Source organism: Limnohabitans sp. YIMB22184 (genome assembly GCF_048020265.1).
Taxonomy (GTDB): Bacteria; Pseudomonadota; Gammaproteobacteria; order Burkholderiales; family Burkholderiaceae_C; genus Limnohabitans_A.
Genome location: NZ_CP171843.1, coordinates 2,889,817 through 2,905,122 on the forward strand (window position 1 = coordinate 2,889,817; position 15,306 = coordinate 2,905,122).

Annotated in this window: 17 protein-coding genes; 6 read left to right on the top strand and 11 right to left on the bottom strand. The window is 62.6% G+C overall.

The window, feature by feature from the left end; genetic code table 11:
• Positions 1–117 precede the first annotated feature (117 nt).
• The 3 genes from ACHEXL_RS13420 to ACHEXL_RS13430 all read left to right on the top strand — a co-directional run bounded on the left by ACHEXL_RS13420 (position 118) and on the right by ACHEXL_RS13430 (position 3,208).
• Entirely contained in the window at positions 118–681 is a 564-nt protein-coding gene (locus tag ACHEXL_RS13420; protein WP_291929510.1) for a cob(I)yrinic acid a,c-diamide adenosyltransferase, read from the top strand.
• Positions 682–685: 4 nt separating this feature from the next.
• Positions 686–1,027, top strand: coding sequence for a hypothetical protein (locus ACHEXL_RS13425; protein ID WP_416559902.1), 342 nt, complete (start codon positions 686–688; stop codon positions 1,025–1,027).
• Positions 1,028–1,111: 84 nt separating this feature from the next.
• Entirely contained in the window at positions 1,112–3,208 is a 2,097-nt protein-coding gene (locus tag ACHEXL_RS13430; RefSeq protein ID WP_416559903.1) for an acetoacetate--CoA ligase, read from the top strand.
• Positions 3,209–3,252: 44 nt separating this feature from the next.
• Here the strand turns inward: ACHEXL_RS13430 and ACHEXL_RS13435 are convergent, their stop codons facing one another.
• The 8 genes from ACHEXL_RS13435 to ACHEXL_RS13470 all read right to left on the bottom strand — a co-directional run bounded on the left by ACHEXL_RS13435 (position 3,253) and on the right by ACHEXL_RS13470 (position 9,703).
• Positions 3,253–3,579 (bottom strand): hypothetical protein, encoded by a 327-nt coding sequence (locus ACHEXL_RS13435; protein ID WP_416559904.1) that lies wholly within the window; start codon positions 3,577–3,579, stop codon positions 3,253–3,255.
• Between the two features lie 22 nt (positions 3,580–3,601).
• Entirely contained in the window at positions 3,602–4,579 is a 978-nt protein-coding gene (gene dapD, locus ACHEXL_RS13440) for a 2,3,4,5-tetrahydropyridine-2,6-dicarboxylate N-succinyltransferase (RefSeq protein WP_416559905.1), read from the bottom strand.
• Between the two features lie 163 nt (positions 4,580–4,742).
• Positions 4,743–5,666: an NAD(P)-dependent oxidoreductase gene (locus ACHEXL_RS13445; RefSeq protein ID WP_416559906.1), complete on the bottom strand. Its 924-nt coding sequence runs from the start codon at positions 5,664–5,666 to the stop codon at positions 4,743–4,745.
• Entirely contained in the window at positions 5,663–6,001 is a 339-nt protein-coding gene (locus ACHEXL_RS13450; RefSeq protein WP_416559907.1) for an NIPSNAP family protein, read from the bottom strand. Before ACHEXL_RS13450 ends, ACHEXL_RS13445 begins: the two co-directional genes overlap by 4 nt.
• A 10-nt stretch (positions 6,002–6,011) precedes the next feature.
• Positions 6,012–7,007: a Bug family tripartite tricarboxylate transporter substrate binding protein gene (locus ACHEXL_RS13455; RefSeq protein WP_416559908.1), complete on the bottom strand. Its 996-nt coding sequence runs from the start codon at positions 7,005–7,007 to the stop codon at positions 6,012–6,014.
• A 66-nt stretch (positions 7,008–7,073) separates the two neighbouring features.
• Positions 7,074–7,484 (bottom strand): GlcG/HbpS family heme-binding protein, encoded by a 411-nt coding sequence (locus ACHEXL_RS13460; RefSeq protein ID WP_416559909.1) that lies wholly within the window; start codon positions 7,482–7,484, stop codon positions 7,074–7,076.
• A gap of 286 nt (positions 7,485–7,770) precedes the next feature.
• The gene (locus ACHEXL_RS13465) at positions 7,771–8,757 is read right to left on the bottom strand and encodes an MDR family oxidoreductase (protein WP_416559910.1); all 987 of its coding nucleotides are present in this window, start codon (positions 8,755–8,757) and stop codon (positions 7,771–7,773) included.
• Positions 8,758–8,806: 49 nt separating this feature from the next.
• Positions 8,807–9,703, bottom strand: a complete 897-nt coding sequence (locus tag ACHEXL_RS13470; RefSeq protein WP_416559911.1) for a DMT family transporter — start codon at positions 9,701–9,703, stop codon at positions 8,807–8,809.
• Between the two features lie 134 nt (positions 9,704–9,837).
• On the opposite strand from ACHEXL_RS13470, the gene ACHEXL_RS13475 reads away from it, so the two are divergent.
• Positions 9,838–11,418, top strand: a complete 1,581-nt coding sequence (locus tag ACHEXL_RS13475) for an alkaline phosphatase D family protein (RefSeq protein WP_416559912.1) — start codon at positions 9,838–9,840, stop codon at positions 11,416–11,418.
• A gap of 105 nt (positions 11,419–11,523) precedes the next feature.
• Positions 11,524–12,147 (top strand): TetR/AcrR family transcriptional regulator, encoded by a 624-nt coding sequence (locus ACHEXL_RS13480; protein ID WP_416559913.1) that lies wholly within the window; start codon positions 11,524–11,526, stop codon positions 12,145–12,147.
• A 68-nt stretch (positions 12,148–12,215) separates the two neighbouring features.
• On the opposite strand, the gene ACHEXL_RS13485 is transcribed toward ACHEXL_RS13480, so the two are convergent.
• From ACHEXL_RS13485 to ACHEXL_RS13495, 3 genes are all read right to left on the bottom strand, one after another.
• Positions 12,216–12,638 carry a universal stress protein gene (locus ACHEXL_RS13485; protein ID WP_108428650.1) on the bottom strand — a complete coding sequence of 141 codons (423 nt, stop codon included), beginning with the start codon at positions 12,636–12,638 and terminating at the stop codon, positions 12,216–12,218.
• Between the two features lie 128 nt (positions 12,639–12,766).
• The gene (locus tag ACHEXL_RS13490) at positions 12,767–13,639 is read right to left on the bottom strand and encodes a metallophosphoesterase (RefSeq protein ID WP_416559914.1); all 873 of its coding nucleotides are present in this window, start codon (positions 13,637–13,639) and stop codon (positions 12,767–12,769) included.
• The gene (locus tag ACHEXL_RS13495; RefSeq protein WP_416559915.1) at positions 13,636–14,622 is read right to left on the bottom strand and encodes a LysR family transcriptional regulator; all 987 of its coding nucleotides are present in this window, start codon (positions 14,620–14,622) and stop codon (positions 13,636–13,638) included. Before ACHEXL_RS13495 ends, ACHEXL_RS13490 begins: the two co-directional genes overlap by 4 nt.
• A 147-nt stretch (positions 14,623–14,769) precedes the next feature.
• Here ACHEXL_RS13495 and ACHEXL_RS13500 point away from each other — a divergent pair, with 147 nt between their 5' ends.
• Positions 14,770–15,243: a hypothetical protein gene (locus ACHEXL_RS13500; protein WP_416559916.1), complete on the top strand. Its 474-nt coding sequence runs from the start codon at positions 14,770–14,772 to the stop codon at positions 15,241–15,243.
• The last annotated feature ends 63 nt before the right edge of the window (positions 15,244–15,306 follow it).

The window sequence follows — 15,306 nt, forward strand, 5'->3', positions numbered from 1 at the left end:
CGCTGTCAGACAAGTTGCAGCCAGTTGGCCGACAATCAAGCACCTTTGCAGGCGTGCGCCTTTGTGGGCTTTTTCCAGACCCTGCAGGCTTGAGCGAACAAAAAAGAGAGCAACACCATGGGCAACCGACTCACACAAATCGCCACCCGCACCGGGGACAACGGCACCACGGGGCTGGGCAACAACCAGCGCGTGTCTAAAAACAGCTTGCGCGTGCACGCCATGGGCGAGGTGGACGAGCTGAACTCCCACATCGGTGTGTTGCTGTGCGAGGACATGGCCGCTGACGTGCGCGAGGTGCTGGTAGAGGTGCAGCACCAGCTGTTCAATCTGGGGGGCGAGCTGTCGATTCCCGGCTTTGAGTTGTTGAAAGAAGAGGCCGTGGCGGCACTCGACGCCGCCCTTGAAAAGTACAACGCCCAACTGCCCAAGCTTGAAGAATTCATCTTGCCCGCAGGCACCCGTGGCGCGGCACAAGCCCATGTGTGCCGCACTGTGGCCCGCCGCGCCGAACGCGCTTGTGTGGCACTGGGCAACGAAGAGGCCATCAACGAAACCCCGCGCCAATACCTCAACCGTCTGTCGGACCTGATGTTTGTGCTGGCCCGCGTGCTCAACCGCATGAACGGCGGCGACGATGTGTACTGGAAAAGCCAGCGCATGGCCCAAGACAAGGCCTGACATCGTGCGCAGGCTGGCACGCGTTGTGGGGTGGGCTGCCTTGTGCCTGGCCGCGGCGGGCCCCGCCATCGCCGCGCCGTCGTCGGTGGTGCTCAGTTGCGCTGTGGCCTATTTGCCGCAGCGCAGCACCTGGGTGCGCGAAGTGCGCATCGATTGGGACAAAAAAGCCGTTCGCCGCCTGCGCATCGATGGTGTCGAGCCGTATGGTTTTTCGCTGCTGCCCGGTGGCGTGATGACCGCGATCGACAACGAGCGCATCCAGATCGATCTGGTGGCGCAGCAGTGGCAAAGCGATTTTCGCGGTCAGGCCACGGGTCAGGGCCGCTGCGAAACGGTGCCCGGTTAAACCCGGCCCACGCTGTCACCTAGGTGTACGTTTCAGGGTTGTTGCGCGTGACAGCGCAGCGCAGGCGCTGCTACGCTGCAAGCCATGAACAATGTGAACCATCTCTCCGCTGCCGCGCCTCATCTGCCTCAAATTCGCTTGTATCAGAACTGGCTGCGCGATGAGCGCGGCCTGAGCTTTGCCACTTACAACGACCTCTGGCGCTGGTCGGTCACCGAGCTGGATGCGTTCTGGCAAAGCATCTGGGATTATTTTGATCTGCAATCGCCCACGCCACACACGGCGGTGTTGGCCAACAACGTCATGCCGGGCGCCAAGTGGTTCCCCGGAGCCCAGACCAACTACGCGCACCAAGTGCTGCGGCATGTGCAGCCCGCATACGAGGCGGGCTTTTTGGCAGTCATCAGCCTCAACGAAAAAGGTTTGCGCCGCGAGATGACTTGGCCCGAGCTGCGTCGCCAGGTGGCCGCCATGGCGCTGCACCTGCAAGCCCAAGGCGTGCAGCCCGGTGACAGGGTGGCGGCTTATTTGCCCAATATTCCCGAAGCCATGGTGGCGTTTTTGGCCACGGCCAGCGTGGGCGGTGTGTGGAGCATTTGCGCGCCCGACATGGGCACCAACGCCGTGCTCGACCGCTTCAAACAAATCGAGCCTAAGGTGCTGATCGCGGTGGACGGCGTGAGTTATGGCGGGCGTGACTTTGACCGCATGGGTGTGGTGCAGGAGTTGAAAAACGCCTTGCCCAGCGTGCAGCACGTCATCGTGCACGACAACCTGGGCACACTGGATCTGACCAACTGCGATGTGGGCGCCAGCGCGCAAATGTCGGCCATCACCGCGCGTGACGATGCTGAGGTGCAGGCCTTTGAGCCCATGTGGCTGCCGTTTGACCACCCGCTGTGGATCGTCTATTCGAGTGGCACCACCGGTCTGCCCAAGCCCATCGTGCACGGGCACGGTGGCACGGTGATCGTGGCGCTGGCCAACAAAATTTTGCACAACGACATTGGCTGCAGCTACCACCCCAACAGCTGGGGCGAGCGCTTTCACTGGTACAGCTCCACCGGCTGGGTGATGTGGAACGCACAGGTAGCGGGGCTGTTGAACGGCGTGACTTGCGTCATCTACGACGGCAACCCTGGCGGCAGCAAGGAGCGCCCGGATTGGGGCATCTTGTGGCGCATGGCCGCGCAAGAGCACGTCACGTTTTTTGGCGCAGGTGCAGCTTACTTTGCCAACTGTCATAAAGCCGGTTTGGACATTTCGCGCTGTGGCGATTTGTCGCGGGTGCGTGCCCTGGGCACCACCGGGTCACCCTTGTCGGCCGACACCCAAACCTGGGGGGTGGAGCAGTTCAAGGCCATTGGCACCGGCATCTGGTGGTGCAACATCTCGGGCGGTACCGACTTTGCGGGCGCCTTTGTGGGTGGCCACCGCGAGCTGCCGCAAGAGCCCGGCGTGATGCAGTGCCGCGAACTCGGTTGCGCGGTCGAGGCCTGGAACGAAGCGGGCGAGCCCGTGCTGGGCGAAGTGGGCGAGCTGGTGTGCACCCAGCCGATTCCGTCCATGCCGCTGTATTTCTGGAACGACAAGGACAACGCCCGCTATTTGGCGAGTTACTTTGAGATGTACCCAGCAGGTCATGGCCGAAAGCCCGGCGGCGGCGATGGTCCGGCCAGCATGGGCGGCGTCTGGCGGCATGGCGACTGGTTGCGCATCGGGGATGCACAGGGCCAGGGCGAAGGCTGCGTGATCTTTGGCCGCAGCGACGCCACCATCAACCGCTACGGCCTGCGCATGGGCACCAGCGAGTTGTACAGCGCCGTCGAAGCCCTGCCCGAAGTCATGGACTCGATGGTCGTCGACCTGGAGTACCTGGGCAAGGAAAGCTATATGCCGCTGTTTGTGGTGCTGCGCCCGGGCACCACGCTCGACGACGCGCTCAAGGCCAAGCTCAACAACGCCATCAAGGTGGCGCTGAGCCCCCGTTTCATTCCGAACGTCATTTTCGAGGTGGCCGAAATCCCGCGCACCTTGTCCGGCAAAAAGCAGGAGCTGCCGATCAAGAAACTCATGCTCGGCCAGCCGCTGGAAAAGGTGGTCAACAAAGACGCCATGGCCAACCCGGGCTGTCTGGATTGGTATGTGGATCTGGCCAAACGGCATTTGGCCAAGGTATAAGCCATCTCATTCGCTGTGCGCTCATAAGGTTTGAGCGCCAGCCATCAAGGCTCTTTGCGTTTCAAAAAACGCTCAAGCGGCGCTTGAACGGCCGCTTTGACACGGCGCGGCATGGCTTGCAAATTGGCCATGAGAGCCCCTCTTTTCACAAAGATGCGGCGCTGTGAATGGCCCGACGGGCTGGGCAAATTCCAATGGCTTCCAGGCCCCCAGATGCTGGTCACCACCAAGTGCAGTGCTGCCAGCAACAGCATCACTTGCAAGCCAAACAGCAAGAGAAAGCCCCATGAAATGTCTGGCCACAGTTGGCGCAGAAGCACCATCACCACAGGCAGCAAAAAGCTGCCCGTAGCGGTCAACTTCCAGTTCAAGGGCAGGCCTCGGCGCATGGCATCAGTTCTTGTGCAACTCGGCGTTCAACTCGCCCCAGCTCTTGTTGCGCGGGATGGCGTGCAGCGCGCCGCTTTGTGAATCACGGCGGAACAGGATGCCGTTTTTACCGGACAGTTCTTTGGCCTTCATGAGCGAACCATCGGGCATCTGCACACGGCTGCCACCGGTGATGTAGCAACCGGCCTCGACCACGCAGTCGTCGCCCAGCGAGATGCCGATGCCGGCATTCGCCCCCAGCAGGCAGCGCTTGCCGACCTTGATGACTTCCTTGCCGCCGCCCGAGAGCGTACCCATGATGGACGCGCCGCCACCGATGTCGCTGGCGTCATCGACCACCACGCCCGCGCTGATGCGGCCTTCGACCATGCTGGCGCCCAGCGTGCCGGCGTTGAAGTTGCAAAAACCTTCGTGCATGACGGTGGTGCCGCTGGCCAGGTGCGCGCCCAGGCGCACGCGGTCGGCGTTGGCAATGCGCACGCCGGACGGGATCACGTAGTCGGTCATCTGCGGGAACTTGTCCACGCCTTTGACTTCGAGCACGCGGCCTGTGGCACGGGCCTTCAGGCGGGCGGCTGGCACATCGGCCACGGCACAGGGCCCGAAGTTGGTCCAGGCTACGTTGGCCAGCAGGCCAAAGATGCCGGTCACGTTGGCGCCGTGCGGCTGCACCAGGCGGTGGCTCAGCAGGTGCAGACGCAGGTACGCGTCATGCGTGTCGGCAGGCGCGTCGGCCAGCGATTTGATTTCGGTGCGCACGGCGACCACGGTGGTGCCGCGCACGGCGCAGGCGCTAAGCGCCTTGGCCACGTCAGCGCCCAAGGCGGCAACCGCTTCGGCTTCGGTCAGGCGCGTGCTGCCGCTGGCGGTAATGCCATCGGCCAGTTCGGGGGTGGGGAACCAGGTGTCCAGCACGGTGCCGTCTGCGGCCAGGGTGGCCAGGCCGGTGGCGCGTGCGCCGGTGGTTTGGAAAGTGCTCATGTTTGCTCCGGGAAGAGGGCCTGCGAAGGTGCAAGCCGTTGGAAATCAGAAGGCGTGATTATCGGCGAGATGCCATCTCCTATCTGACTGCTGGAAGACCCTCAGAGGGGATGCGACCCGACAGGGACCCTCCAATTTAAAACCCTGTATGGGATGCGGTAACTCAAGAACGAGGAGATGACATTTGCGACAACACATCAAACACCGCTGCCGTGTCGTGTTCGGCATGACCTAGGGCCATCGCAGCGTTGTAAATGGGGACAGTCGCAGAAAACAGGGGCGCGGGGACTTGGGCGTCTGCCAGTGCCGCAGCGATGAGCTTCATGTCCTTTTGCCAGATGCCGACTTTCATGGTGGGCGTGTTCCAGCCTTCGCCCTCCATCAAGGGGCCGCGGATCTGCAGCATGCGTGAGCCACCTGCGCCGTCGCTCAGCACTTTGACCGCATCCTCTGGCTGGATGCCCCAACGCTGGCCCAGCAGCAGCGCTTCGGCGGTGGATACGTTGTGGATGGCCACCAGCAGGTTGGCCATCAGCTTCATCTTCATGCCATTGCCAAAGGCGCCCAGGTAAAAGCAGTTTTTTGAAAAGCCTGCAAAGACGGGCGCGAGTTTTTTGATGGCCGCTTTGGGGCCGCTGGCATAGACCGTGAGGTCTTTGTTGACCGCTTGCGCGCCCGTGCCCGACAAGGGGCAGTCGAGCATGACGATGCCTTGGGCTTTGAGGATGTCGCGTGCAGCGGTTTTGTCGGTGATGTCAAGCGTGCTGGTTTCCACCACCAGCAGCTTGCGGTGGCCGCGCACAGCGATTTGCCGCGCTGCATCGTGCAAGGCTTCAGGGCTGGGCAGCGCGCAGATGATGACATCCACCGTCGTCGCCAGGTCGCCTGCGCTGTCGCAGGGCGTGCCCCCGGCCGCTTTCAGGCGTTTCATGGCTTTGGGGTCGAGGTCGTAGCCGCTGACCGCAAAGCCCGCCTTGACCAAGTTGGCGGCCATGGCCCGGCCCATGATGCCCACGCCCAACATGCCCACGCATTGGATGGGCGAAGCAGGTTTGGGTGTGCGGGGTTTGAGGGGGGCCGTGCTCATGGTTGCGCTTCCAACGAGACGGTGGGTGAGAAGGACGTGGACCGCAGCATTTTGGAGCTTTGTTCCACGACCACATCCAGCTCCTGCAGCGCCTGACGGTAGAGGGCCCAGTCGGGATCGGCCTCCATCAGGGCGCGGCGTCGCTCGCGTTCGGCCAGGTTGGCAAAGCCCCACAGGTGCACCACCTCGTTGAGCGGGCCAATTTCAGACACATAAAAGCCGATCAAGTGCCCCAGGTACTTGAGCTGCAGCGGCAGCGCTGCCCGTTCGTACAGCTTCAAAAAGTCGCCTGTGCGCAGTGCTTTGATGGTGTAAGTGCGGTGCTCAACGATCACGGTGCTGTCCTCACTCGGCCTTGATGCCCAAGTCGTTGATCACCTTGTTCCAAAAGGCGTAGTCGCCGTTGGCCACGGTATCGAGCGCAGCGGCGCTGGTGCCCGTGGGCGTGAGGCCCAGCTCAATCAGGCGGGCCTGGATCTCAGGCAGCTTCACGATCTTGACGATCTCGGTGTTGAGCTTGGCGATGATGTCGTTGGGTGTACCCGTGGGTGCAAATATGCCGTGCCACGAGCTGCCAATCACGCCGTTGACGTCGAGGTTGGCGTCAAACTCGGTCATGGTGGGTACGTCGGGCAGGCCTGGAATGCGCTGCGCACCCGAGATGCCCAAGGCCTTGACCTTACCCGCTTTGATGAGCGGAATCGCCGTGGTCGAGGCTTCGACCGACAGGCTGACCACGCCACTCATCACATCGGGTGAGGGGTTGGTTTTGTAGGGCACATGGTTGAGTTTGATGCCCAGCCGCTGCGACCACACTTCCAGCGCCACATGGGGCTGCGAGCCGACGCCCAAAGAGGCAAAGTCGATCTTGCCTGGGTTCGCCTTGGCGTACGCCACCAACTCTTTCATGTTGTTGTAAGGCGCTTTGGGGGTGGCGGTCAGCACATGGGGCACTTGCAGGATCTGGCTGACGGCTTTGAAGTCGCGCGGTGGGTTGTACTTGGCGTCTCGGTACACATTGGGCGCGATGGCGTGAGTGGCCTTGACGCTAAAAAACAAGGTGTAACCGTCAGCGGGTGCAGTGCCTGCCGCCACAGCGCCGATCATGCCGCCTGCGCCAGGTTTGTTGTCGACCACCACGGGTTGGCCCAGGGCCCCGCCCAGTTTGTCGCCAATCAGGCGGGCCACCACATCGGGCGAGATGCCGGCCGGGAACGGCACCACCAGCTTGATCGGGCGATTGGGGTAGCCCGCAGTCTGCGCAAAGGCGCTGGGCGTCGCGATGAGCGTGGTGCTGAGTGCGGCAGTGGTGGCCAAGGTGAGCAAATGACGGCGTTTCATGGGTTGTCTCCTGTTGGTGTGGTGGTTGCGCGAAAGAAAAGGGAGGGGTGATCGGTGGCAAGCGTGTCAGCTCAGGGTGGCGAAATGCGCCACGCCTGCGGCGGCGACCACGCCGTCTTCGTGCGATTGCACGCCTGAAATCCCAATGGCGCCCACAAACTGGCCATCGCGCACCAGCGGCAATCCGCCCTCGATGGGGGTGGCACCGGGCAGCATCATCATGACGTTGCGCCCAGCGGCCACGACGGCTTCGATCGCTTGCGTGGGTCGCTTGAAGAGCAAGGCGGTCTTGGCTTTTTCAACGGCGACGACACTCGACGCTTTTTGCGTGCCGTCCAGCCGTTCGAGGTACATGGTGTGACCCCCCTCGTCCACAATCGCGATCACCACGCTCCAGTTGTTGGCGTTGGCACACGCCCTGCAAGCGTTGGCGATTTGTTTGGCATCGTCTATCGAAAGCGCCCATTGGCTGTACATGCTGGCTCCGCTGATCAAGGGTGAACACGAAAGTGGGTGAAAGAGCGCTCATCCTATGAGGGTGTCTCTTGGGCTCACATCGAGTAAACCCTGAGAGTAGACACCTGGGTTACAGCGGGTAAACCAGAATGCAAGGGGGGCCGAGAATGCCCCAATGCCTCTGGCATGCCAGGCCACGTATGGGTGCAACGCGCAGTTCATGCGCGACGGCCAGCCGTCGCCCTTGGAATCGAAAACAGGGTTTCGGTCTAGGCTGCGAGTGCGATCATGCGGGCCTGTCTTGTTTTCAGCGGTTGACGTTCACCACCACCCGACCGCGCACTTGGCCCGCCAAAATCTCCGCGCCCAAGCCGATCGCGTCGGCCATACCCACTTCGCGCGTCATGCGCTCCAGCTGCGTGGTATCCAGGTCTTGGGCCAGCCGCGCCCAAGCCGCTTCGCGCACGGCACGTGGGGCCATCACGCTGTCGATGCCGACCAAGGTCACGCCGCGCAGGATGAACGGCGCCACGCTCGATGGAAAGTCCATGCCTTGCGCCAGGCCGCAGGCGGTGATCACGCCGCCGTATTTCGTGCTGGCGCAGGCGTTGGCCAGGGTGTGGCTGCCCACTGTGTCGACCACGCCGGCCCAGCGCTCTTTGGCCAGCGGTTTGCCGGGGGCCGACAGTTCGGCCCGGTCCATCACGTCGGCCGCGCCCAGCTGGCGCAGGTAGTCGGCTTCCTGCAGTCGGCCGGTGCTGGCCACCACGCGGTAACCCAGTTTGGCCAGCAGCGCAATCGCCACGCTGCCCACACCGCCGCCTGCGCCCGTGACCAAAATGTCGCCCTTGTCCGGTGTGACGCCGTGCTTTTGCAGCGCCATCACGCACAGCATGGCGGTGTAACCGGCCGTGCCAATGGCCATGGCTTGGCGCGGGGTGAAGGCGGTAGGCAGTTTCACCAGCCAGTCGCCTTTGAGGCGCGCCTTTTGCGCCAAACCGCCGCTGTGGCTCTCGCCCACGCCCCAGCCGTTGAGCACGACTTGGTCACCCACTTTGAAGAGCGGGTGCTGGCTCTCGGTCACCGTGCCCGCCAGGTCGATGCCGGGCGTGAGCGGGAATTTGCGCACCACGGGCGATTTGCCGGTGATGGCCAGGCCGTCTTTGTAATTGACGGTGGAATAGTCCACCTGTACGGTCACGTCGCCTTCGGGTAAGGCGCTGTCGTCCAGCGTTTGCAGGGTGCAGCGGTAACCGGCGTCGTCTTTTTGGATTTGCAGGGCTTGGTAAGTCATGTGTGTCTTTCAGAAAGGGGTTTGGAGAGGTGTGGATCGCGGCAAGTGCTCAGCCAGGTTTGCGGTTGACCAGCACAATGCCCACGGCCACCAGCGCCAAGGACAGTGCCAGCGTCAGGCTCACGGCTTCGCCCAGCCAGAGCATGCCGAACAGCAGAGCGAACAGCGGCGTCAAAAACACAAAGGCGGAAATTTTGGTGGCCGGGTAGTGGCCCAGCATCCACATCCAGGCCAGGTAGCTGGCGAATGCTCCCACCACGGTTTGCAGCGCCACCGAGCTGATGGCAAAGTGGCTCCAGTCGCCGCCCCAGGGCTCACCCATCAGGTGTGACAGCAAGACCAGCACCACGGTGCTGACGGCCAGTTGGTAGAACAGCAGTTTTTCGGCGGCCAGGCGCGTCAGGTTGGCAGCGCGGATGGCCACCGTCGTCAGGCCCCACAAGGCTCCGGCCGCCAGGCCCATCAGGTCGCCCGTGGCACCGCCGCCGCCAAAACCTTCGCGCAAGGCAAACACCACGGCGGCAAACGCGCAGGCCATGCCCAGCCATTGCACAGGGCGCAGCCGCTCGGTGCGAATGAACAAAGGCACCAGCGCCGCGACCCAAAAGGGCGAGGTGTACAAAAACACCGTCAGCCGCGAGGCCGAGGTGTGCTGCAGGCCGATGTAGATGAAAGCAAACTCCGCAGCAAACAGGCAGCCCACCAGCAAACCGGCCCACAGGCTGCCGTCGCTTGCAAACAGGCGCACCCCGCGCCATTGGCACCACAGCCACAGCAGCAGCGTGGCCCCCACGCCGCGCACCGCGGACTGGAACACAGGGGGCAATTCGGCCACCGTGGCTTTGACCAGGACCTGTTGAAACCCCCAGAACATGCAGCAGACCAGCAGCATGCTCACGGCCAGGGTGTCCAGGTGCTCTTTGCGGATTTTTTCGGGCGGGGTCATGCCGTCCATTGTGCCGCCGTGCAGCGTGTCCGCCTGTCACCACCAGGCAAGCGGCCACTGGCGCAGGCCAGCCCGAAGCACCCCGGTTACCATGCCCGCTGAATTTTTTGCCAATCAAACACGCCTTGCCAAACATGAACCGACCCCTTGTTTCTCGCCGCGATGTGCACCGCCGCGCCTTGGCCCTGGCCTTGATGCCCTGGTTGAGCGCAGCCGCCCAAGCGCAGTTGTTGCAGGGTTCGCCTTCGGGCAACGGGCTGCGCTGGCAAGTGGACCCCTTCGGTTTGGGGGTGGCCAGCGGGCAACCCCAGCCGGGCAGCGTGGTGCTGTGGACGCGCCTTCGCATCAGCGAGGCCGATGCAGCGCTGAAGACCCAAAGCGTGCTCGTCGTGTGCGAGGTGTTTGCCGATGCGGCATTGCGCCAGCCCGTGCGCCAGTGGCGCGTGCAGACCGATCCCAGCCGTGGCCACAGCGTGCATGTGCTGGCCAGTGGTTTGCGGCCCGGGCGGCCTTATTGGTACCGTTTTGTCTGCGGCAACGCCATCAGCCCGGTGGGCCGTGCACGCACCAGCCCTGCCGCCGATGAAGCCGTGGCGCGTTTGCGCATGGGCCTGGCCTCTTGCCAGCATTACGAGCAGGGCTACTTTGCCGCCCACCGCGAGATGGCCCAAAGCGATCTGGATTTGGTGCTGTTTGTGGGTGACTACATTTACGAAAGCTCCAACCCCCAGTACATGCTGCGCAAGCACCAAGGGGGCGTGCCCAAGTTGCTGGAGGAATACCGCGAGCGCCACGCGCAATACAAAAGCGATGCCGATCTGCAAGCCTGCCACGCCGCGCACACTTGGGTCATGACTTGGGATGACCACGAAGTGGTCAACGATTACGCCAACGACCTCGATCACCAGTTCACCGACCCACAGTTGTTTTTGCGCCGCCGCGCGGCGGCTTACCAAGCCTATTTTGAGCACATGCCGCTGCGCCTGGGGCCAGACCCGGTCAACGGCAGCCAAATGCGCATCCATGACCGTATGGCTTGGGGCAAGCTGGTCGATCTGTGGACACTCGACTGCCGCCAGTACCGTGACCACCAGGCCTGTCTGGACCCGAACCGGGGCGGTGGCCGGGTGGTGGTGGGGTGTGACGCCCTGAGCGATCCGGCGCGCAGCATGCTGGGCGCGGCGCAAGAGCAATGGTTGACCGAGGGCCTGACGCGCAGCACCCGGCGCTGGAAACTGGTGGCGCAGTCCACGCAAATGAGTTCGAGTGGCGTCAACACCCCTTTGGGGCGCAGTGCCTTCACCGATGGCTGGGACGGCTACCCGCAAGCCCGCGCCAGACTGCTCGGCACGGTGGCGCAGGCAGGGGTGTCCAATGTGCTGATGCTGGGCGGCGATGTGCACATGAACGTGGCGGCCCAATTGCGCGTGCAAGCCAATGACGAGCGCTCGCCTGTGGTGGCCAGCGAGATCGTGACCACATCGGTCACCTCACGCGGTCTGGGTGAGAAGTTGTTGGCCCAAATTCGCGAGAGCAACCCGGACATCCTGCATGCCCGCTCGGACGAACGCGGTTACACCGTGCTGGATGTGCGGCCCGAGGGCGTGGCGGCAGAGTTCAGAACCACCCCCAACCCGGCCCAGACGGACGGGGTTTTTCGCTCGCAGGGGCAGTGGGTTGTTCGCGCGGGGGTGCCAGGCTTGCAAAAAGCCTGACGCCCATCGGCCCGTGTGGATAAACGGGACTCTCGCGGTTTGAATTGAACAGGCTTAGGGATGACCGCAGGGTCTTTTTTTGGTCTGCCGGGCTAGAATCCGCCGATGAATACAGAAGCCCGCACACCGCCCAAAAAATCCTTCAAGGTCCAGATGCTGGCCGCCCGAGAGACGGCCATCATCCAGTCGGTCAACCGATTGCTGGCCGAAAAAGGCTTTGACGCGATGACGGTGGACGAAGTGGCGGCCGAGGTGGGCATTGCCAAGGCCAGCCTGTACAAGCATTTCACCAGCAAGGAAGAGCTGGCCTGCGCGGCCATGGTGACGGCCATGCGCAAGGCGCAAGAGTTCATCTCGACTTTGCCTGCCGAACAGGCGGCCATTGACAAGCTCAAGGCGGTGACCCGCTGGACGATGACCCTCAAACTGCAAGGCCTGATGCCTTCCTTGCCCAGCCAGAATTCCAGCCTGCGTGCCACCTTGATGGCCAGCAAGGACTACATGGATGGCTTGATGGAAGTCAGCGACGCTTTGGGCGGCTGGATCGAAAAGGCTCAGGCCCAGGGCCAGATCAACCAAGCCTTGCCCGCGGTGGCTGTGCTCTACACCCTGTTTGCGCGGGCCTGCGACCCGGTGTTGGAGTTCCTCAAAATGGGCGAGCAGCACACCGAGGAACAAATCCTCGATCTGGTGATGAGCACCTGTTTTGACGGCCTGAGCGCCCGCTGAAGCGGTCTTGAGTGGGAGTGAGCCCCAACTAGCGAATGCTTGGCTTCCCGCGGGGCTTGTCCCGATGTTCAGCGCACCAACAGCACGGGCACCTTGCAATGCGCCAACACCTGGGTGGCGACCGAGCCCATGACCAGGTTGCCCAGCGTGCCGTGGCCGTGTGAGCCCATCACCACCAGGTCAAACTTGCCGCTGTCAGCGGTCTTGGAAATGGTCTCGCCCGCATGTCCTACTTTGGCCACGGTCTTGGCGTCGATGCCGTGACGCAACAGGAACTTGGTGACTGGGCCGAGCACTTTTTCAGCCTCTTCACGTTGGTAGGCGTCGACCACTTCTTTGCCCACGGCTGCGCGCGCACGGGGGGGCAGTTGTGGATTCACCGTCAGCAGGGTGTAGCTGTTGTTCGCGCTGAACAATTCGTCGTGCGTGGTCAGGTAGGCCAGCATTTTTTTGGTGTATTCGCTGCCATCAACGGCCAATAAGATTTTCATGAAGGTCTCCTGTTGCGGATCAAAGAAGGCTTGACTTTAACCGCAGCCTCAGAGCCCTGTCTTGACTTGGGTCATGAAACTTGGGGTGCTGCCGGGACGTGTGTGACCCCATCTGATCTGGCATTCATTCAGAGTGTGAGCAGGCAGCCAGGCTGAAATTGCAGCTGCTCGTTTTTGTGCGCATAACCCAGCGGATTGGCCACCACGCGGCAGCCGTGTTGGGTGTAGTCGCTGGCGCAATGCAAATGGCCGTGTAGCCACAACTGGGCGTGTGGCAGCAAGTGGTCGAGTGCATTGCAAAAACCGGCCGTGCCCGGCACGTGGCCGTAACGCGGGTCGGCGCTGTGCAGGCTGGGAGCAAAGTGCGTGATGACCACGGTGGGTCCATCAAACGGCTGGGCCAAGGCCTGGCTCAACCAGACTTGGCATTGCAGGGCCTGCTCGCGCAGGCCCTCGGCCAGCCAGGGCTCGCCATGGCGTGTGGTCAGGGTTTTGCGCAGGTAATAGTTAGCCGCCCGAAAAGCCTTGTCACGTGCCTTGAGCTGGCGTGTGTACTGGCTGTTGGGGTGGTGAAAGTGGGCTGGAAATTTGGCAGATGTGGGGTCTGGCAAGGTCTGGCCTGCCAGCGGCCCCAGCGCATCGAAATCGGTCCACAGCGTGGTGCCGACAAAACGCACACCGTCCAGCTCCAGCACCTCGCGCTCCAGCCAGGTGATGCCCAAGCGCTGGCAGGTGCCCTGCAAACGGGTGTGGGCTTCGTCAAAGTCCAGGCCGTCGTATTCGTGGTTGCCGGGCACAAACAGCACGGGTGTCGGCCAGCCGTGCAACGGTGAAAACCGCGCCAGGCCAAAGTCGCCATCGCCAGCTGCCGCCAGGGCCGAGCCGGTTTGGTACGAGCCGATGTCACCGGCCAGCACCAGCACATCGGCACCTGGCGCGGGCGTGGGCATGAAGCCGGGGTTGGACTCCAGATGCAGGTCCGACAGGAGCTGGATGTTCATGCCTGTCCTTCCGGGGCTTCGGTGTCGAAAGCCGCTTTCGCCACTTGCAGCAGTTGCTCACGCAGCCATTGGTGCGCGCTGTCGTGTTGCAGCCGCCGATGCCACAAAGCCTCGACATGCACGGGGGGCACGTCCAGGGGCAGCTCGCGCAGCAGCAACTGATCGCCCATGCCGGTGGTAGGCACAAAGTGGCGCGGCAGCACGGTGAGCAAGTCGGAGTTGACAACCACCTGCCCGGCGGTGAAAAACTGGTTCACCGTCATCACGATGCGGCGCTGCCGCCCAATCGTGGCCAGCGCTTCGTCGACAAAGCCATAGGGCCGACCTGAAAAACTCACGAGCAGGTGCCGGGCGGCGCAATACCTGTCCAGTGTCATGGGCTGCTTGGCCAGGGGGTGGCCTTGTCGCATCACGCACACATATTCACCGGCATACAGGCGCTGGTGTTCAAACGACACGGCTTCACCCGCTTGTGCGCGCCCGGTCAAATCGGTCAGCACTGCGGGAAAGTAGCCCAATGCCATGTCTGCAGCACCATCGCTGAGCAAACTGCGCGGGTCGCGCGTGGTCAGCGGCACCACCCTGAGCGAGACGCCCGGGGCCTCGGACTGGATTTGACGGGCCAACCCGCCCATCAGTTCTGCGGCCGTGGCGTCCGCCATGGCCAGGATGAAGGTGCTGCTGGCTTCGTGTGGCACAAACGTTTTGGGCACGATGGCTTCCTGCAGCTGGCGCAGGGCCTCTCGAACGCTGGGCCATAGCACCAAGGCGCGTGGGGTGGGCTCGATGCCGTGCCCGTGGCGGCGCACCAGTTCGTCGCCCAGTGCATCGCGCAAGCGGCGCAAGGCGTTACTCACAGCGGGCTGGGTCAGCGAGAGGTTGCGTGCCGCCCTTGTCAGGCTGCGTTCGGCCATGACCTCGTCAAAAATTCGGAGCAAATTCAGGTCGAGCGTGCGAAATGCGGCCGGTATGGGGGGATTCATGCAAATGCCTCTGATGTATCACTATTATGAATGATGAACATCATGAATATAAAGTTGAATCGCATGAGTAAAAACCCTATGATTCAGGTCATGGTTTTGCTGGTTTGGACTGCCAAAGCATACAAAACCAAATCAAGGGAACTCAAAATGAACACGACCACTTCTAAATCTGTCCTGGGCCAAATGCCCTCTCCCACCGCTGCACAGGGAGCAGCTACCACTGGGGCCAAAACCTTGGCCACGTTGATGTTGGCCGCCGGTGTGGCCGCTTTGGTGGTAATGGCCGACCACCTGATTGACGACTGGGCCGAAACACACGTGATCGCGGCCTGGATGGCGCTTTGGGCCGTGGCGGTGGTCGCCATTGCCGCCTTGCGCGGCGTGAGCCGTCTGTTGGCGCAGGCCGTGATGGCGAATCTGGACACCTGGTCGGCCAACTTGGCGCGCAACCGTGCCGATCAGCGACTGTGGGCCATGGCCCAAACCGACAGCCGCCTGATGACCGAGCTGCAAACGGCCATGGACCGCGCCGAAAACACGGCCGCTCCAGCCGCCGACTTGACCACTTACATGAGCCGCCGTGCTGCCCGCATGGTCAACAGCCGCATGTATTACATCTGAGCATCCTCGGCGCCAGAAGCGACGCCATTGAAATCCAAAGGCCACTCATTGAGTGGCCTTTTT